The 18,765-nt window shown below is 76.1% G+C and carries 13 protein-coding genes; 4 read left to right on the forward strand and 9 right to left on the reverse strand.

Going from position 1 to position 18,765, the window contains the following annotated elements; translation table 11 throughout:
* Positions 1-72: 72 nt before the first annotated feature.
* A complete protein-coding gene (locus AB0J76_RS34740; protein WP_352326458.1) occupies positions 73-663 on the forward strand; it encodes a helix-turn-helix domain-containing protein in 591 nt (196 codons plus the stop codon).
* An 82-nt stretch (positions 664-745) separates the two neighbouring features.
* Here the strand turns inward: AB0J76_RS34740 and AB0J76_RS34745 are convergent, their stop codons facing one another.
* Together AB0J76_RS34745 and AB0J76_RS34750 are read right to left on the reverse strand one after the other, a co-directional pair.
* Positions 746-1,201 (reverse strand): VOC family protein, encoded by a 456-nt coding sequence (locus tag AB0J76_RS34745; protein WP_352326459.1) that lies wholly within the window; start codon positions 1,199-1,201, stop codon positions 746-748.
* Positions 1,202-1,278: 77 nt separating this feature from the next.
* Positions 1,279-2,232, reverse strand: coding sequence for an ABC transporter substrate-binding protein (locus tag AB0J76_RS34750; RefSeq protein ID WP_352326460.1), 954 nt, complete (start codon positions 2,230-2,232; stop codon positions 1,279-1,281).
* Between the two features lie 59 nt (positions 2,233-2,291).
* Here AB0J76_RS34750 and AB0J76_RS34755 point away from each other — a divergent pair, with 59 nt between their 5' ends.
* Genes AB0J76_RS34755 through AB0J76_RS34765 form a run of 3 tightly spaced genes read left to right on the forward strand, consistent with a single transcriptional unit; the run spans position 2,292 to position 6,587 of the window.
* Positions 2,292-4,382, forward strand: coding sequence for an iron chelate uptake ABC transporter family permease subunit (locus AB0J76_RS34755; protein ID WP_352326461.1), 2,091 nt, complete (start codon positions 2,292-2,294; stop codon positions 4,380-4,382).
* Positions 4,383-4,392: 10 nt separating this feature from the next.
* On the forward strand, positions 4,393-5,475 hold the full coding sequence (gene fes, locus AB0J76_RS34760; protein ID WP_352326462.1) for an enterochelin esterase: 1,083 nt from the start codon (positions 4,393-4,395) through the stop codon (positions 5,473-5,475).
* Positions 5,472-6,587, forward strand: a complete 1,116-nt coding sequence (locus tag AB0J76_RS34765) for an amidohydrolase (RefSeq protein WP_352326463.1) — start codon at positions 5,472-5,474, stop codon at positions 6,585-6,587. The genes fes and AB0J76_RS34765 overlap by 4 nt, the downstream gene beginning before the upstream one ends.
* Positions 6,588-6,620: 33 nt before the next feature.
* Here AB0J76_RS34765 and AB0J76_RS34770 read toward each other — a convergent pair whose 3' ends face one another.
* The 7 genes from AB0J76_RS34770 to AB0J76_RS34800 are packed head-to-tail and all read right to left on the reverse strand — an operon-like array spanning position 6,621 to position 18,722.
* Positions 6,621-8,039, reverse strand: coding sequence for an MFS transporter (locus AB0J76_RS34770; RefSeq protein WP_364391923.1), 1,419 nt, complete (start codon positions 8,037-8,039; stop codon positions 6,621-6,623).
* Positions 8,036-8,230, reverse strand: coding sequence for an MbtH family protein (locus AB0J76_RS34775; RefSeq protein WP_352331064.1), 195 nt, complete (start codon positions 8,228-8,230; stop codon positions 8,036-8,038). The genes AB0J76_RS34770 and AB0J76_RS34775 overlap by 4 nt, the downstream gene beginning before the upstream one ends.
* The gene (locus tag AB0J76_RS34780) at positions 8,227-15,234 is read right to left on the reverse strand and encodes an amino acid adenylation domain-containing protein (protein WP_364391928.1); all 7,008 of its coding nucleotides are present in this window, start codon (positions 15,232-15,234) and stop codon (positions 8,227-8,229) included. Before AB0J76_RS34780 ends, AB0J76_RS34775 begins: the two co-directional genes overlap by 4 nt.
* Positions 15,231-15,449, reverse strand: coding sequence for a phosphopantetheine-binding protein (locus AB0J76_RS34785; RefSeq protein ID WP_352329905.1), 219 nt, complete (start codon positions 15,447-15,449; stop codon positions 15,231-15,233). The genes AB0J76_RS34780 and AB0J76_RS34785 overlap by 4 nt, the downstream gene beginning before the upstream one ends.
* The gene (locus AB0J76_RS34790) at positions 15,442-16,089 is read right to left on the reverse strand and encodes an isochorismatase family protein (protein ID WP_352329906.1); all 648 of its coding nucleotides are present in this window, start codon (positions 16,087-16,089) and stop codon (positions 15,442-15,444) included. The genes AB0J76_RS34785 and AB0J76_RS34790 overlap by 8 nt, the downstream gene beginning before the upstream one ends.
* A 1-nt stretch (position 16,090) precedes the next feature.
* Positions 16,091-17,641, reverse strand: coding sequence for an AMP-binding protein (locus tag AB0J76_RS34795; protein ID WP_352329908.1), 1,551 nt, complete (start codon positions 17,639-17,641; stop codon positions 16,091-16,093).
* A complete protein-coding gene (locus tag AB0J76_RS34800) occupies positions 17,628-18,722 on the reverse strand; it encodes an isochorismate synthase (RefSeq protein WP_364391933.1) in 1,095 nt (364 codons plus the stop codon). Before AB0J76_RS34800 ends, AB0J76_RS34795 begins: the two co-directional genes overlap by 14 nt.
* Between the last annotated feature and the right edge of the window lie 43 nt (positions 18,723-18,765).

Genomic DNA, 18,765 nt, shown 5'->3' on the forward strand with positions numbered 1-18,765 from the left:
GCCGATGGCACACTGTGCGTCCCGCGCAGCCAGGTTGACAAATGTCGTTGCCGAAATGGCAAGCTGGGCCGCATGGACGAGACACCGGATCTCGACGAGGTCCTGCGGGCGGTGGGGCCGCGGCTGCGGGCGTTGCGGCAGCGGCGGGGCGTGACGCTGACCCAGCTCGCCGAGGTCACGGGCATCTCGGTCAGCACGCTGTCGCGGCTGGAGTCGGGCGGCCGCCGGCCCACGCTGGAGTTGCTGCTGTCGCTGGCGCGCGCACACCAGGTGCCGCTGGACGAGCTGATCGACGTGCCGCCGACCGGCGATCCGCGGGTGCACCTGCGGCCGGTGTCGCGGCACGGCATGACGTACATCCCGCTGAGCCGGCGTCCGGGCGGGATCCAGGCGTACAAGCACATCTACCCGCCGGGCTGGCCGCACGGCGAGTACGAGCAGCGGGCCCACGAGGGCTACGAGTGGCTCTACGTCCTGTCCGGGCGGCTGCGCCTGCTGCTCGGCGAGCACGACGTGGTGCTGACGGCGGGCGAGGTGGCCGAGTTCGACACCCGCGTGCCGCACGCGTTCGCCAATCCCGGCCCCGATCTCACGGAGGTGCTCGCCCTGTTCGGCCCGCAGGGCGAGCGCCTGCACGTGCGCGCCCGCCCCACCACCCGATGAACCGCAGCCCGATGAACCGCAGCCCGATGAACCGCAGCCCGATGAACCGCAGCCCGATGAGCCGCCGTCCGGGAGGCGCCGGTCAGGAGGTGCCGAAGCCGTCCAGCTTCTCGCGCTCCTCCGGGGTGGCGAGCTCCTGGAAGACGGTGATGTGCAGGCCGCCGGGCGCGTCGAGGCGGGCGTTGAGCGACTGCCAGGGGGTGAGCGTGGGCGGGGCCACCTCGTCCGCGCCGGCCGCCACCAGGCGGGCGGTGGTCTCACGGGAGTCGTCCACCTCGAAGGCGACCCGGAGCTTGGGCGCCACCTGCCGCCCCACCTCGACGTCGTCGATCATCTTCTTCTGGGCCGGGTTGGCGATCTCCAGGGTGGCCCGGCCCGCGTCGAGGATGGCCACGCGGGCGCCGTCGCCGGAGGAGTAGGCGGCCTCCTCGGGCAGGCCGAGCACGTCGCGGTAGAAGGCCAGCGCCGCCTCGTAGTCCTCCGCCTCGACGACCAGCCGGAGCTGTCGGACGGCCGGGGCGTCGGGGTGGTCGTTCATGGGTTCTCCTCATCAGATGGCGACGATCATCCCCGCCAACCCGCGCCGCGGCCGGTAAATTCCCCTTCCAGGCTCGTTCAGGCCGCGCTGAGGGCCTTGACCAGGTCGTCGAGGACGACGCCGGCGGCCAGCGGGGCGCCGCGGGTGCTCCAGACCGAGCCGTTCACCGGCACCACGTGCCCCGCCTTGACCGCTTTCAGCTCCTTGAACGCGGGCGTCCGCCGCACCTCCTCCAGCGTCTTCTCGCCGTCGGCGGTCAGGGTGGAGACGAACAGCCATTCGCCGTCGATGTCCGACAGCGCCTCCAGGCTGAGCGGCATGGAGTGGGCGGTGCCGTCCTTGTCCTGGGCGGCGGGACGGGTCAGGCCGAGGTCGGTGGCGACGAAGCCGGCGAACTGCCGCTTCTCCATCCAGCTCGGGCCCTGCGGGTTCCAGCGCACGATGCTCACCTCGGCCGGCTTGATCCTGGCCTTGGCCGCGGCGACGCGGGCGTCGTAGTCCGCCATCACCTTCCTGGCCGCGTCCAGTTTGTTGAGCGCGTTGCCGACGCCCATGAACGACAGTTTCCAGTCGTCGGTCGGGGCCATCGTCACCACGGTGGCCGGGGTGACCTTGCGGAGCTGGTCGAGCACCTGCTGGTCCTGCAGGTCGCCGGCGAGGACGAGGTCCGGCCGGGCCTCGACGACCTTGTCGATGACCGGCTGCAGCAGGTTGCCGACGACCGGGACGCCCTTGACCTTGTCGGCCAGGTAGGCGGGCGGCGTGTCGATGCCCTGGCCGTTGGTGATGCCCACCGGGGTCACGCCGAGGGCGAGGACGGCGTCCAGGTCCTCCTGGGTGAGGGTGACCACGCGCTTGGGCTCGACCGGCACCTTGATCAGGGCGCCGGTGGCGTCCTTGACCTCCCGGACGGCCGGCGCGGCGGCGGACGCGCCCGGCGCGGCGGGTGCGGAGGACGCGCCGCACGCCACGGCGGTCAGGACGGCGGCGGCGGCGACGAGCAGTCCGCCGAGCCTGCGGAGAGGGGCCATTCGAGCTCCCGGGCTGAGAAGTTAGGAAAGCCTTACCTTTTTTAGGTTAGCCTTACCTTATGTTTACGCAAGCCCGCGCCTTCTGGCTCGGCGCCGCCGCGCTGCTGGCCCTGTGCGCGGCGTCCATGCTCACCGGCGCGGGCCGGGTCGCCCCCGGGCAGGTCCTCGACTACCTGCTCGGCGGCGGCGGTGACGGCCACCTGCGCATGGTGGTGGACACGCTGCGGCTGCCCCGGACGCTGGCCGCCCTCGTCGTCGGCGCCGCGCTCGGGGTCTCGGGCATGCTGCTGCAGTCGGTCACCCGCAACCCGCTGGCCGAGACCGGGCTGCTCGGCGTGAACGCGGGCGCCGCGCTCGGCGTCGTGACCGGGATCGTCACCGCCGGCGCGCAGACCGGCGGCGCGTACCTGGGCTGGGCGCTCGGCGGCGCGCTGCCGGCCACCGGGGTCGTGCTCGCGATCGGGGCCCGGCTCTCGCCGCTGAAGCTGGTGCTGGCCGGGGCCGCCCTGTCGGCCACGCTCACCGGGATCACCACGGCCGTGCTGGTGGCCGACCCGGTGACGTTCGACCAGTACCGGTACTGGATCCTCGGCTCGCTGGCCGGGATCCCCATGGACCGGGTGCTGGCGATCGCGCCGGCGGTCGCGGCGGGGCTGGTCATGGCGGCGGTCGCGGCCCGGCCGCTGGCGGCGCTGGCGCTCGGCGACGACCTGGCCGTCGCGCTCGGGCACCGGCCGGGGCGCACGCGGCTGTGGGTGACGGTGGCGGTGACGCTGCTCAGCGCCGCGGCGGTCGCGGTGGCCGGCCCGATCGGCTTCCTCGGCCTGCTGGCCGGTTACCTGTCCAGGTCCCTGCGCGGGGGGCGGGTGGGGTCGCGGATCGTGTTGTCCGGGCTGGCCGGGGCGGTGGTGCTGCTGGGGGCCGACGTGCTGGCCCGGATGGTCGTGCGGCCGTACGAGGCGCCCGTGGCGCTGCTGGTCGCCGTGCTGGGGGCGCCGGTGCTGGTCGTGGTGGCCCGGTCGCGGGCGGTGGCCGCCGGGCCCGGCGACCTCGTCCCGTCCGGCGCGCCGCGGCCGTCGCGGTGGCCCGCCCGCAGGACCGCGCGGGCGGGCGGGCTGTCGCCCTCCGGCGCGCGGGTGCTGCGGGGGCGGGGCTGGTCGGTGCTGGTGCCCGTACGGTCGTCCGTGGCGGCGGCGGCGCTGCTGGCGGTCACCGCGGTGGCCGTCGTGGCGGCGGTCGCGGCCGGGCAGTCGGGCATGACGGCCGGGCAGGCGCTGAGTGCCCTGGCGGGCGCGGGTGAGGGCGGGCACGTGCTGCTCGTCCAGGAGATCAGGCTGCCGCGGGTGGTGGCGGGGCTGGTGGCCGGGGCGGCGCTCGGGCTGTCCGGCTGCCTGACCCAGGCGCTGGCGCGCAACCGGCTGGCCACCCCCGACATGCTGGGCATCAACCAGGGCGCGGTGATCGCCATCATGGTCGCCGGGATGCTGTCCGCCTCGGGCACGCTGTTCGCCCACTGGTGGATCGGCCCCGTGGGCGCGCTGGCCGCCGCCGTGGCGGTGTTCGCCGTCTCGGGCGGCGTCGGCCGGCAGGGATACCGGTTCATCGTGACGGGGCTGGCGCTGACCACGCTGGCCGGCGCGCTCACCCAGTCGCTGCTGGCCTGGCAGGGGCTCGGCTCGGCCACGGCGGTGCACTCCTGGAGCGTGGGCAGCCTGGCCGGGCGCGGCTACCCCGTCGCCCTGCCCGTGGCCGCCGGGCTGGCGGTGCTGGTCCCGGCCGCGCTCGCGCTGGCCCGCCGGGTGGCCGTGCTGCGCTTCGACGAGGACGTCAGCGCCGGGCTCGGCGTCGATCCAGGCCGGACCAGGATCGCCCTGCTGGCGCTCGCCGTCGTGCTGGCCGGGCTGGCGGCAGGGGTGGCGGGGCCGGTCGCGTTCGTGGCCCTGGCCGCGCCCGTCGTCGCCGCCCGGCTGGCGGGACCGGCCCGGCTGCCCCTGGTCAGCGCGCCGCTCACCGGCGCGGCGCTGGTCGTGATCGCCGACACGGCCGGCCGCGTGGCCGCCGACGGCGCCGAGATCCCCGTGGGCGTCGTGACCAGCATCCTGGGCGGCCCCTTCCTGCTGTGGACCCTGCTGTCGGACCGGAGGCCGTGACATGACACCCGTGACCACCCCGATCGTCGAGCCCGCCGGCACGCCCGGCCGGTGCAAGGTGACGTTCCTGTGGCGGCCCAGGTCGCGCGGCGAGCAGGCGGTCGTGCTGATCAACACGATGACCGACCGCGACCGGCACGCGGGCGACATCAGCCGACATGTCATGACCCGCCGTCCCGGCAGCGACCTGCTTCACCTGACCTACGAGCTCGACGCCGACCTGCGGGCCGGCTACCAGATCCTGCCCTGCGACCGGCTGCCGGGCACCGACCGGGACTCCTGGCTCCAGGTCATGCGCGCGGCCGTGCCGGATCCGGGCAACCCGCTCACCGTGCCCGGCCCGCCGGACCGGCGTGCGTCCTCGCTGCTGGAGCTGCCGCAGGCGCCGCCGCAGCCGTACCGGGAGCGCCGGCCGGGCGTGCCGCGCGGCCGGGTCGGCCAGGCGCGGTCGGGCGGGCGGCGGGTGTGGGTCTACACGCCGCCCGGCCCGGCCGCCGGTCCCCTTCCCGTCGTCGTGCTGCTGGACGGCGAGCTGTGGGCCGGACGCGTCGCGCCCACCCTGGACAACCTGGTGAACGAGGGCCGCCTGCCGCCGCTCGTCGTGCTGATGCCCGACTCGGTGGACCGGCCGACCCGGCTGCGGGAGCTGGCCTGCCACGAGCCGTTCGTCCGCTACCTGGCCGACGACCTGCTGCCGTGGGCCGGGCGCACGTACGGGGCGACGGGCGATCCGGGGCTGACCGTGATCGCGGGGCAGAGCCTCGGCGGGCTGACCGCGTCCTACGCCGCGCTCCTCGCGCCGGGACGGTTCGGCAACGTCCTGTCGCAGTCGGGGTCGTACTGGTGGCCCGACGAGGATCCGGAACGGCTGACCCGCCGGTACGCCGCCGTCCCGAGGCTGCCGGTGCGCTTCCACGTCGAGGCCGGGCGGCTGGAGTGGATGCTGCTGGAGGAGAACCGCCGTTTCGCCCGCACCCTGGCCGCCCAGGGGTACGAGGTGAGCTACACCGAGTACAACGGCGGCCACGACCCGGCCTGCTGGCTCGGCGGCCTGGCCGACGGCCTCACCGACCTCGCGGCCGGTTGGCTGTGAACGTCAGGGACGCGATCCGCCGCCGCGCCGAGGCGCTCGCCCCCGAGCTGGTCGCGCTCAGCCACCGGATCCACGCCCATCCCGAGACCGCGTTCGAGGAGCACCGGGCGGCCGCCTGGACCGCGGGCCTGCTCGAAGCGGGCGGCTTCGACGTGACGGCGGGCGCGGGCGGCCTGCCGACGGCCTTCTCCGCCTCCCGCGGCACCGGCCCCCTGACCGTGGCCTTCTGCGCCGAGTACGACGCGCTGCCCGGCCTCGGCCACGCCTGCGGCCACAACGTGATCGCCGCCGCCTCGACCGGCGCGGCCCTGGCGCTGGCCCCGTTCGCCGACGAGCTGGGGCTGACCGTGAAGGTCGTCGGCACCCCGGCCGAGGAACGCGGCGGCGGCAAGGCGCTGCTGCTGGAGGCCGGGGTGTTCGACGGCGTGGACGCCGCCATGATGGTGCACCCGGGGCCGTTCGAGACCGTCCGGTTCCGCTCGTTCGCGCTCGGCACCCTGGACGCCGAGTACACCGGACGGGCCGCGCACGCCACCCTCGCCCCGCACGAGGGCCGCAACGCGGCCGACGCGGTGACGCTGGCCCAGGTGGCGATCGGCCTGCTGCGCCAGCAGCTCCCGCGCGACCTGCGCGTGCACGGCGTGGTCACCTCGGCGGGCGAGGCCCCCAACGTCATCCCGGCCAGGTCCACGGCCTCCTACGAGATCAGGGCCGCCGCCGCGCGGGACCTGGTCGAGCTGCGGGCGCGGGTGGAGTCCTGCTTCCGCGGCGCGGCGACGGCGACCGGCTGCGAACTGCGGCTGACCCGGCCGGAGCCCGACTACCTGGACTTCCGCGACGACGCCGCGCTGGCCGGTCTGTACGCGGCCAACGCCGCCGCGCTGGGCCGTCCGGCGCCGGTGGAGCGTGAGCCGTTCGCGGTGACGGACATGGGGAACGTGTCGCACGTCGTGCCGGCCGTCCATCCCATGCTGGACATCGGGGCGGGCGGGGCCGCGCCGCACGAGCCGGCGTTCGCCGCCGCCGCGGCGGCCCCGGCGGCCGACCGCGCGCTGGCGCAGGCGGCCGTCCTGCTCGCCCTGACGGCCGCCGACCTGGCACTCACCCGGTAGCCCCGGCCTCCCGCACGGCCGACGCCCCGGGGCTCACCCGGTAGCCTCGTGCGGCCGCGTGGCGGCCGGGGCGGGGCGGAGCAGCGCCGCGGTTCCGTAGGCGGCCAGCAGGAACGCCGCCGCGGCCAGCAGTGCGGCGCGGTACCCGGCCAGGGCCGCCGCCGCGGCGCACACGCCCACGCCGAGCCCGCCGCCGAGCATGCGCAGCGACTGGAACAGGGTCATGGCCCGGCCCATCACCTGCGGCCCGATCGTCGTGAACGCCGACACCTGCACCGCCGTCACGGCCTGCCCGAGCACCAGGCCCACCGCGAACATGGCGGCCCGCAGCGTCCAGGGCCCCGGCTCGGCCAGCGCGAGGAACGCGAACAGCGCCGCGCCGCCGAGCAGCCCGGCCGCCACCACCCGCCGCTCGCCCCAGCGGGCGCAGGCGCGGTCCACCAGGAACCCGGCGGCCATGAGCCCCAGCGCCTCCGGGAAGACGACGAGACCGGCGTCGGTGGCCGTGGCCGCCAGCGCGTCCTGGTACATCACGGGGAAGGCGAACAGCATGCCGAGCAGCCCGGCGGCCGACAACGTGGCGGTGGTTGCGCCGCGCAGGAAACCGCGATCGGCCAGCAGCCCGAGGTCCAGCAGCGGCAGCTCGGTGCGGCGCGCCGACCTGGCCAGCGCCCACACCAGGGCGGCTCCGGCGGGCAGCGCCGCCCAGGCGAGCGGCGACATGCCGGCGGCGGCCTGGTTCAGCCCGTACATCAGCAGACCGGACCCGGCGCCGGCCAGCAGCAGGCCGCGCACGTCCAACCGGCCCCCGCCCCTGCCCGTGCCCCCGCCGGGCCCGGTGCCCCTGCCCGTCCCGCCGCCCGTGCCCCCGCCCCTGCCCGTCCCGCCGCCCGTGACGGGGGCGAAGGCGGGCCGCGGGGCGGCGGCGCCGGCGAGCAGGGCCGCCGCGCCGAGCGGCAGGTTGACCAGGAACGCCCAGCGCCACGAGAGCGTGTCGGCCAGCAGGCCGCCGAGCACCGGGCCGAGCGCGGGCGCGAGCGCGGTGGGCACCACGATGTGCCGGGACAGCCGCATGCGCTCCTCGGGGGCGTAAGCGGCGAACAACATGGCCATCCCGGCGGGCGTCAGCACGCCGCCCGCCGCGCCCTGCAGCACCCGGAAGCACACCAGCGCCCCCAGGTCCCACGACAGCGCGCACAGCCCGGAGGCCGCCGTGAACGCGGCGAGCGCGGCCAGGAAGACGCGGGACGCGCCGTACCGGTCGCACAGCCATCCGGCGACCGGCATGGCGATCGCGAGGCTGGCCAGGAACGCCGACTCCACGGCGTTCGCCGCGGCGGGCGGCACGCCCAGGTCGGCGGCGATGGCGAACAGCGCCGGGTTGACGATCGTCGCGTCCAGGCCGCTCACGCACATCGCCGTGACGTAGGCGGCCAGTACGCGGCCCCTCACCGGCGCAGGCTGCGGGGGCGCAGGTCGGTCCAGGACGCCTGGACGTAGGCCAGGCAGGCGGCCCGGCCGTCCGGCCCGAAGCGCACCGACCAGCCGTCCGGGACGGCGGCGAAGGAGGGCCACAGGCAGTGCTGGTCCTCGTCGTTGGCCAGGACGAGGAACTGGCCGTCCGGGTCGTCGAAGGGGTTCACGGGGTGTGCTCCTGGGTCTTGGCGACGGCGCCGAGGGGGCCGGGGCCGCCGGGCCGGTCGATTCCGTCGAGGTGGTCGAGGTGGTCGATTCCGTCGAGATGGTCGAGACGGGCGGCGACGATCGCGGCGATCTCGGCGATCGGGCCCGGCTGGGTCATGTCCTTGTGGCTGCAGGCCACGTCGTGCGTCTCGATCGTGCCGCCGACGTGCGGGCGCCAGGCGTCCGCGGTCAGGGTGTCGTCCACGGTGTCGACGGTGGCGCGGAAGAACAGCACGTCGCCGTCGAAGCGGCGGGTGTCGAGGGCGCGGACGAGGCGGTTGGTGTTGAGGTAGAGGTCCTTCAGCTCGGCCAGCGTCCCGGCCGGCAGCCCGGCCAGCGGGCTGGACTCGCGGCGCAGGATCTCCGCCACCCGCTCCAGCGTGAGGGCGGCGTCGGGGGCGAAGCCGGCCATCGTGAGCAGCGCCTCCAGCGCCTCGGCCTCGTCCGAGGGCGGCAGGTCGCGCATGCCCTCGGCGGGGTAGGCGTCCAGGACGGCCAGCAGCGCGACCTCCTGCCCGGCCAGCCGGAGCTGCACCGCCATCTCCTGGGCGATGATCCCGCCGGTGGACCAGCCCAGCAGGTGGTAGGGCCCGCGCGGGCGCACCAGCCTGAGCTGGGCCACGTAGTCGGCGGCCAGGCGGCGCAGCGAGGTGGGCAGGTGGTCGCGGCGGGCCTGCAGCCCGTAGATCGGGCGATCCTGGACGTGCCGGAGGAGGCCGCCGTAGCACCAGCTCAGCCCGCCCGCCGGGTGCACGCAGAACAGCGGCGGCCGGGAGCCGGACTCGCGCAGCGGCAGCAGCGTGCGCAGCGGGTCGGTGCGCGCGCCGCCCTGCGCCAGGGCGGTGAGCGCGGCGGCGGTCGGCGCCTCGAACAGCGCGCCGACGGACACCTCGGCGCCGAACACCTCCTTGACCCTGGCCACCAGCCGGACCGCGAGCAGCGAGTGACCGCCGAGGTCGAAGAAGCCGTCGTCCACGCCGACCCGGGGCAGGCCGAGCACCTCGGCGAACAGCGCGCACATCGCCTCCTCGCGCGGCCCGTCCGGCAGCCGGCCGCCGCCTATGGGGGCCTCGGGGGCGGGCAGGGCGGCGCGGTCGAGCTTGCCGTTCACGGTGAGCGGCAGCGCGGGCACCCGGACGACGGCGGCCGGCACCATGTAGCCGGGCAGCGCCCGCGCCACGAACGCCCGCACCTCCCCCACGTCGACCTCCGTGTCGGAGTGGCCGCCTCCGGAGGCGCCCCGGTCGAGGGCATCCCTGTCGAGGGCGGTCCCGGCGGAGGCGGTCCCGGCGGAGGCGGTCCCGGCGGGTGGGACGACGTAGGCGGTGAGGCGCTGGTCGCCGGGCCGGTCCTCGCGGACGATCACGGCGGCCTGGGCGACCGACGGGTGCCGCAGCAGGGCCGCCTCGACCTCGCCCGGCTCGATGCGGAAGCCGCGCACCTTGACCTGCTGGTCGGCGCGGCCCGCGTAGTCGAGCGTGCCGTCGGCGCGCCACCTGGCCAGGTCGCCGGAGCGGTACATGCGGGTGCCGGGCCGTCCGAAGGGGTCGGCGACGAACCGTTCGGCGGTCAGGCCGGGCCGGCCGAGGTAGCCGCGGGCCAGGCCGTCCCCGGCGACGTACAGCTCGCCGACCACGCCGGGCGGCACCGGCCGCAGGCGGTCGTCCAGGACGTAGACCCGCAGGTCGGGGATGCCGCGCCCGATGGGGCTGCCGTGCTGCTCGCCGGGCGGCAGCACGTGGTGGGTGACGTGCACGGTCGTCTCGGTGATGCCGTACATGTTGACCAGGCGCGGCAGGTCCGGGCGGCGGGCCCGCCAGGGCGCCAGCCGGGCCGGCTCCAGCGCCTCGCCGCCGAAGATCACGTACCGCAGGGCCAGGTCGCGGCCGTCGTCGGCGGCGATGAGCTGGTAGAACGCCGACGGCGTCTGGTTGAGCACGGTGACCCGCTCGCGTTCCAGCAGGGCGAGCAGGTCACCCGGGGACCGGCTGGTCCCGTACGGCACCACGACCAGGCGGCCGCCGTACAGCAGGGCGCCCCACAGCTCCCACACCGAGAAGTCGAAGGCGTAGGAGTGGAACAGCGTCCACACGTCGCCGGGGCCGAACCCGAACCAGGCGTCGGTGGCCGACAGCAGCCGGACGACGTTGTGGTGGGTGACGACCACGCCCTTGGGCCGTCCGGTGGAGCCGCTGGTGTAGATGACGTACGCGGCGTCGCCGGGACGCAGGTCGCGCGCCGGGTCGTGGTCCGGCCAGTCGCCGAGGTCGCCCAGCCAGGACGCGTCCACGACGCACACCGGCCCGGCGTCGGCGATCATGTGGTCGGTCCTGGCGGCCGGGTGGGACGGGTCGAGCGGCAGGTAGGCCGCGCCCGTCTTGACCACCGCGAGCAGCGCCGCCACCAGGTCGGGCGAGCGGGGCAGCGACAGCGCGACGACGGCGCCGGGCCGGGCGCCGTGGGCGATGAGCCGGTGCGCCAGCCGGTTGGCGCGCGCGTTCAGCTCGGCGTAGGTCCAGGCGTCCACGGCGACGGCGTCCGGGGTGCGGCGGGCCTGGGCCTCGAACAGGCCGGGCAGGGTGCCGCCGGGCTCGCTGACCAGGTCGCCGTTCCACTCCTCGATCAGGGTGCGGCGTTCGGCGGCGTCGAGCAGGTCGTACCCGCCGAGCGGCCGGTCCGGGTCGGCCACGGCCTGTTCCAGCAGCCGGGTCAGCCGGCCGGCGAGGGTGTGGGCGGTGGCCCGGTCGAACAGGTCGCTGTTGTACTCCAGGAAGCCGGCGCCGGACGGGCCGACGTTCAGGGTGAGGTCGAACTTCGCCGTCCCGGTGTGGACGACCTCGACGCCGGGCGGCTCGGCGGCGTCCTGGTGGACGAGCATGACCTGGAACAGCGGGTGCCGGTCGCGCGACCTGGGCGGGTTGAGCGCCTCGACGAGCCGGTCGAAGGGCAGCTCGGCGTGGTCGAACGCGGTCAGGTCGGCGGCCTTGACCCGGTCCAGCAGCTCGGCGAACGACGGGTCGCCCGAGGTGTCGGCGCGCAGCACGACGGTGTTGACGTAGAAGCCGACGCTGCCGTCCAGGGCGCTGTGGCCGCGGCCCGCGACGGGCGTGCCGATCGGGATGTCGGTGCCCGCGCCGAGCCGGGTGAGCAGGGCGGCGAGGGCGGCGTGCAGCACCATGAAGACGCTGGCGCGGGCGCGGCGGGCGAGCGCCTCGACCTCGGCCATGAGGACGGGCGGGAACGCCACGGGGACCGTGCCGCCATCGCCGCCCAGCACGGCGGGCCGTGGCCGGTCGAGGGGCAGGTCGAGCCGGTCGGGCAGGCCGGCCAGCGTGGCCCGCCAGTGTTCCAGCCCGGTCAGTGGCAGGTCGCGCTGCCACAGGGTGTAGTCGGCGTACTGGACGGGCGGCGGCCCGAACGCCGGCGCCCGCCCGCTCCGGCGGGCCTCGTAGGCCACCCTCAGGTCACCGACCAGCGGCCCCGCCGACCAGCCGTCGCCCGCGATGTGGTGCAGGACGAGCATCAGCACGTGCTCGTCGCGGCCGAGCCGCAGCAGGTGGGCGCGGAAGGGCGGCTCGGCGGCCAGGTCGAAGCCGCGGCGGGCGATCCGCCGCATGGCCGCGGCGGGCTCGGCCGGCTGCCAGACGGGCATCGGAACGCTGTACCGGTCCAGGATCCGCTGGCAGGGGACGCCGTCGCGGTCGGGGAAGACCGTGCGCAGGATCTCGTGCCGGGCCACGACGTCGTCGAGCGCGGCCCGCAGGGCGGCGCGGTCCACGTCGCCGCCGAGCCGCAGCGCCAGCGGGATGTTGTACGTCGGATCGGGTCCCTCCATCCGGTACAGGAACCAGAGCCTGGCCTGCGCGGACGACAGCGGCACCGGGTCGGGCTGCGGCCCGCTCTTCAGGGACGGGAGCAGGGGCGGCCGGGGGGCGGCGGTGACGCCGAGCCGGGCCGCGAGCCCGGCCGGGGTGGGGGCGTCGAACACGGCCCTGATCGGCACGGCGGCGCCGAAGGTCTCCCTGATCCGCACGGTGAGGCGGGCGGCCAGCAGCGAGTGGCCGCCCAGGTCGAAGAAGCCGTCCTCGGGACCCGCCGCCGGAAGGTTCAGGACCTCGGCGAACAGGGCGCACATGCTCTCCTCGGCGGCGTTCGCGGGCGCCCGGCCGGTGGCGGGCCCGGCCTCGGGGGCGGGGAGCGCGGCGCGGTCGAGCTTGCCGTTGGGCGTGCGGGGCAGCGCCTCCAGGCTGACGACCTGGGCGGGCGTCATCCCGGCGGGCAGCCGCGCGGCGGCGAACCGCAGCACCTCCCCACCGGTACGCGGGTCGCCACCGGGCCGGGTGGGGACGATGTAGGCGACCAGGCGGCCGGTGTGGGCGGCGACCGCGGCACCGGCCACCGACGGGTGCTCCTCCAGCACCGCCTCGACCTCGGCCGGCTCGATCCGCACGCCGCGCACCTTGACCTGGTCGTCGGCCCGGCCCAGCAGCTCCAGCCGTCCGGGGGCGGCCCAGCGGGCGCGGTCGCCCGTCCGGTACAGCCGCGACCCGCCGGGGCCGGCGACGAACCGTTCGGCCGTCAGGTCGGGACGCCCGAGGTAGCCGCGGGCCAGCCCCTCCCCCGCCAGGTACAGCTCGCCGGCGGCGCCCGGTGGCGCCGGTTGCAGCGCGTCGTCGAGCACGTGCGCCGACGAGCCCGCGGTGGGCCCTTCCGAGCCGTCGCCGAGCCAGGTGTAGGCGTCGACGGTGGCCTCGGTGGGGCCGTAGTGGTTGACGGCGAACGTGCGCTCGCGCAGGGTCCGCCACAGCGGGCCGGGCACGGCCTCGCCGCCGACCACGACGACGCGCGGCGGCTCGGCCAGCAGGCCGGGCAGCTCCTTCAGGTGGGACGGCGTCAGGTCCAGGTAGTCGACGCCGTGCTCGCGGACGTAGGCGGTCAGGGCCTCCGGGTCGCGGTAGCGGTCCTCGCCCAGCAGGTGCAGCTCGTGGCCGCCGATCATCCACAGCAGCGGGTCCAGGGAGGCGTCGAACGAGAACGACGCGGTGTGCGCGACGCGCAGCCGCCCGCCGTCCGGGAACAGGCGCTCGCGGTGGGAGTCCAGGAGGGCGGCGAGCCCGCCGTGGGTGCCCACGACGCCCTTGGGCCGGCCGGTGGAGCCGGAGGTGTAGATGACGTACGCGGCGTCGCCCGGCCCGGGAAGGGGCGGCGCGTCCGGCGTGCCGGGCGCGTCCCCGGCCCAGCCGGGGGTGAGCACCACGGACGGGGCTGCGTCGGCCAGCATGAGGGCGCGCCGCTCCGCCGGGTAGGAGGGGTCCACCGGCAGGAAGGCCGCGCCGCTGCGCAGCACCGCCAGCAGCGCCACCACCAGCTCGGCCGAGCGCGGCAGGACGACGGCCACGACCCGCTCCCGGCCCGCGCCGCCGGCGGCCAGCCGCCGGGCCAGCCGGTCCACCCGGGCGCCCAGCTCCTCGTAGGTGAGCCTGTCGCCGTCGCACACCAGGGCCGTCTCGGCGGGCGTCAGCCGGACCCGTTCCAGGAAGGCGTCCACCACTGTCCGCCCGCCGGCCCGCCTCTCGGTCCGCTCGGCGGTCCGCCCGTCAGTCCGCCCGTCGGTCTGTCCGGTGGCGCGGCCGGTCCGCGGGGCGGGCCAGGTGGGGAGGGCCGCGCGGTCCTCGTCGGTGAGGAGGGGGAGGCGGCCGAGGGGGGTGTCCGGGGAGGCGCCGGTCAGGGTGGTGAGGAAGCCGGCCAGGCGCCGGGTGTGGGCGGCCAGGGCGGGCGGGTCGTAGTGGGCGGCGTTGCCGTCGAGTTCCAGGGTGAGGCGGTCGCCGTCGGGCAGGAGCGCCACGGCCAGGTCGTCCACCGGGCCGGCGGCCAGGTTGGTGACGGTGCCGGTCGCGTTGCCGAACTTCGTCTCCGCCGGGAACGGCTTGATGTTGAGCAGCGGGCCGAACAGGGCCCGTGACGTCCCGCCGAGTCCCAGGTCGCGGCGCAGGTCCTCGATGCGGTAGCGGCCGTGGCGGCGGGCCTCGGCGATCCGGCGGGCGGCCTGGCCGACCAGGTCGCCGACCGTGCGGCCGGGCCGGACGTCCAGCCGGACCGGCAGCACGTTGACCGTCAGGCACGGCACCCGGACGGCGGCTCCGGCGCGGTTCATCAGCGGCAGCCCGACCAGCACGTCGGTGCTGCCGGTGAGCCGTCCGACGTAGCAGGCCAGGCCGGCGGCGGCGACGTCGGCCCAGGTGGCGCGGGCGGCGCGGGCCAGGTCGTCCCACCGGGGCAGGGGCGGCAGGGCGGCGCGGCGCCGTACGACCTCGCGGGCCGGCAGCGCGGGCGTCCCGGCGAGCCCGGCGGGCTCGGGGGCGCCGGCCAGCCGCTCCAGCCAGTACGCCCGGTCGCCGGCCCGCCGTTCCGAGGCCAGGTACGCTTCCTCCTCGGCCAGCACCGCCGCCATCGACCCGAACGGCCCCGCCCCCGGGGCCAGCCCGTCGGCCAGCGCCGTGTAGATGTCGGCGGTCCGGCCGACCAGCATCGACAGGGCGTAGGCGTCGATGAGGATGTGGTGGGCCCGCAGGTACCAGACGTGGTGGTCGCCGGCCAGGCGCAGCAGCGCGTGCCGCGACAGGGGGCCGGTGACGACGTCCACGGGCGCGGCCAGGTCGGCCCGCATCCAGGCGTCGGCCGCGGCCTCGGGGTCGGGCTCGCCGCGCAGGTCCAGCACGGTGAGGCAGCCACGCAGCGAGTCGTAGTCCGGCAGGTACTGGGCGGGTTCGGCGGTGAAGCGCAGGCGCAGCGGCTCGGCCTCGGCCAGGCAGCGTTCCAGCGCCCGCGCGAAGAGGGCGGGGTCGAGCGGGCCGCGCAGGTCGATGCGGTCCGCGGCGTTGTAGACGGGGTTCTCGGGGTCCAGGCGCTGGGCGAGCCAGATCCCGGCCTGGGCGCCCGTGAGCGGCCTGGTCTGCACGGTCACGTGAGCAGCTCCGCCCAGGCCGCGATGGTGGGCCGGTCCACGAGGTCGGGGAAGCCGATGTCGCGGCCCTCCCGCCTCCACGCCTCGATGAGCGTCATCACCCTGATGGAGTCCAGGCCGGCGTCCAGCAGGTCGTCGTGCGGGCCGAGCTCGGCGGGCTCGACGTACAGCAGGCCGGCGATCTGGGCGCGCAGGCGCTCCTCGGCCTCAGACACCGGCCACCGCCCCCGACAGGGCGCGGCTGACGCGCGTGGTCGTGGTGGTGACGGCGCACCGCTCGGCGGCGTAGGTGAGGGCCATCTCGTGGTGCTGCCGGGAGAAGTCGGCGACGGCGTCGGCGACCACGAACGCCTGCACGTCCCGCATGAACGCCTCGCAGGCGGTCATCAGCACGCCGATGTGGGCGTACACGCCGCAGATGACGAGCTGGTCGCGGCCCTGCCCGGCCATCAGCTCGGCGAGCCCGGTGCGCTGGTAGGCGCTGTAGCGCCACTTGGTGAGCAGCACGTCGCCGTCGCCGGGCGTCAGCTCGTCGGCGATCGCGGCCTCGCGCGGGTCGGCGCCGATGCCGGTGCCCCAGAAGTCCAGCAGCAGGCCGCGCTGCTCGGCGCTCTGGGCGCCGGGCTGGGCCGAGTAGACGACGGGCACGCCCAGCTCGGCGCACCGCTCGCGCAGCGCCAGCACGTTGGCCATCAGCTCGACCATCGGCGAGCGGCCGGGGGTGAAGGCGCGCAGGAAGTAGTTCTGCATGTCGTGCACGAGGAGCACGGCCCGGCGCGGGTCGGGCCGCCAGTCGACCCGGTTGGCCGGGAGCTCGGACGGCATGGCGTACGGTTCGATCCTGGGGATCGGCATGTCATGTCCTTTCGCGGAGGTGGCGCTTGCTGACCTTGCCGACCGCGGTCTGCGGGAAGGCGTCGACGAACTCGAACCGGTCAGGGATCTTGAAGACGGCGATGCCGCGCCCGCGCAGGAACGCGCGCAGCTCGGCCCTGCTGGGCGGGTCGCCGCGGCAGATGACGTAGGCGCAGGCCCGCTCCCCCAGGTAGGGGTCGGGCACGGCGACCACGCTGGCGTCGTGGACCGCCGGGTGGGCCAGGAGGTGGTTCTCGACCTCCTCGCCCGCGATCTTCTCGCCGCCCCGGTTGATCTGGTCCTTGGCGCGTCCCTCGACGATCAGGTGGCCGGTGGGGGTGCGGCGGACGATGTCGCCGGTGCGGTAGAAGCCGTCGTCGGTGAAGGCGGTCCTGTTGTGCTCCTCGGCCCGCCAGTAGCCGCGGATGGTGTACGGGCCGCGGGTCAGCAGGTGGCCGTGGTCGCTGTCGCGGCCGTCGTCGTCCAGGACGCGGATCTCGTCGTCGGGCGAGATGGGACGTCCCTGGGTGGTGACGATGGTCTCCTCGTCGTCGTCCAGGCGGGTGTAGTTGACCAGGCCCTCGGCCATGCCGAACACCTGCTGGAGCGTGCAGCCGAGCTCGGGCCGCACGCGTCTGGCCGCCTCCCGGCTGAACTTGGCGCCGCCGACCTGGAGCACCTCCAGGCTGGACAGGTCGTGGCCGGTGGTGGCGGCGGCGTCCAGCCAGACCAGGGCGAGCGGCGGGACGAGGGCCGCGATCGTGACGCGCTCGCGCTCGACGAGCGGGAAGCAGGTGCCGGGGCTGGGATCGGGGGCCAGCACGGAAGCGGCCCCGGCGCTCAGCGCCCCGAACACGCCGGGCGAGCTCATCGGGAAGTTGTGCGCGGCGGGCAGCGCGCACAGGTAGACGCTGTCCGGCCGCAGCGCGCAGATCTCGGCGCTGGCGCGGAAGCTGTAGATGTAGTCGTCGTGGGTGCGCGGGATGAGCTTGGGCAGGCCGGTGCTGCCGCCGGAGAGCTGCAGGAACGCGACGTCGCCGGGCGCGGGGCGGTGCGGGCCGCCGGGGTCTTCCTCGTCCGGGCCGTCCTCGTCCGGGCCGTCCTCGTCCGGCTCGGCCTCGGGGAGCTCGCCGAGGACGTGCGCGGGCGTGCCGGGGGCGAAGGCCCGGTGCTCGTCGTCGGGGCAGATGTAGGCGGCGGCCTCGGTGAAGGAGCAGAAGTAGGAGATCTCGGCCGAGCGGTGGGCGGGCAGCGCGAACACCGGCCAGGCGCCGATCCGGAACAGCGCGAAGCACACCTGGTGGAACTCGGGCACGTTGGGGAGCTGCACCACGACGCGGTCGCCGCGGCGGATGCCGCTCGCCCGCAGCCCGGCGGCCAGGCGGTCGGCGCGCTCGTCCAGGTCGCGGAAGGTCCAGCGGGCGGTGGGTGAGATCAGGGCAGGGCGGGGGCCGTGCGCGGCGGCCAGGTCGCGCAGCAGGCCGCCGAACGTCTCGCCGCGCCAGTAACCGGCCGCCCGGTAGCGCGCGGCCTCCTGCTCAGGCCAGTGCATCGGAGACCCCCAGGGCGCGCAGCATGGTGCGGAACTTGGCGGCGGTCTCGGCCAGCTCGGCCTCGGGGTCGGAGCCGGTGACGATGCCGGCGCCGGCGTACAGGCGCAGGGTGTGCTCGGCCACCTCGGCGCAGCGGATCGCCACGGCCCACTCGCCGTCGCCCGCGGCGTCGGTCCAGCCGGCCAGCCCGGCGTAGAAGCCGCGGTCGAACGGCTCCAGCTCCTCGATCATCCGGCGCGCCCCCGCCTCGGGCGTGCCGCAGACGGCGGGCGTCGGATGCAGGGCGGCGGCCAGCGCGAGCACGCGGGTGTCGGGGTCGCGCAGCGTGCCGGTGACGCGGGTGGACAGGTGCCACATGGTCTCGGTGGAGGTCAGCTCGGGCGTGCCGGGCACCTCCAGGCCCGCGCAGTACGGCGCGAGCGCGTCTGCGACGGCCTCCACGACCAGCCGGTGCTCGCGCAGGTCCTTGGCGGAGGCGGCCAGCGCGGCGGCCCTGCGCCGGTCCTCGGCGGGGTCGGCGCAGCGGGCCGCCGAGCCGGCCAGCGGGTTGCTGACCACGGCCCGTCCGTGACGGGAGACCAGCAGCTCGGGGCTGGCGCCGGTGAGCGTTCGGCCGCCGGGCAGCGGCGCGGCGAAGGAGTAGCCGTGCCCGAGCAGCGGACGCAGCAGCCCCGGCAGGTCGATCGGCTCGTCCGAGCGCAGCTCCACGGTCCTGGCGAGCACCACCTTGGCCAGGCCGCCGCGCTCCAGCTCGGCCAGGGCCCGGCGCACCGCGGCGGCGTACGCGGCCGGCTCGGGCACCCGCCTGCTCCACCAGCCGCCGCTGACCAGGGGGGCGGCGCCCGGCGGCAGCGGCGGCGACCAGGTCTCGGACTCGGGCAGGATCAGGTGGGCCGTGCCGTCGAAGCCGATGGCCCCGGCTGCCGGGCCGTCCACCCTGCCGGCCAGCGTGGCCAGGTCGCCGGCGGCGACGCCGCGCACCCCGCGGGTGAGCAGCGTGCCGCGGGCGGAGGCGAACAGCACCGACTCCGCGCGGTCGTAGCCCGCGAGCGGATCCGCCGCGGTTGTCAGCAGATGCAAGGGAGGTCCAATCTCGATCGGTCCAATCTCGGTCGGTCCATCT

Origin of the sequence: Nonomuraea sp. NPDC049624 (assembly GCF_040675255.1) — a bacterium.
In the GTDB taxonomy this organism is placed as follows: domain Bacteria; phylum Actinomycetota; class Actinomycetes; order Streptosporangiales; family Streptosporangiaceae; genus Nonomuraea.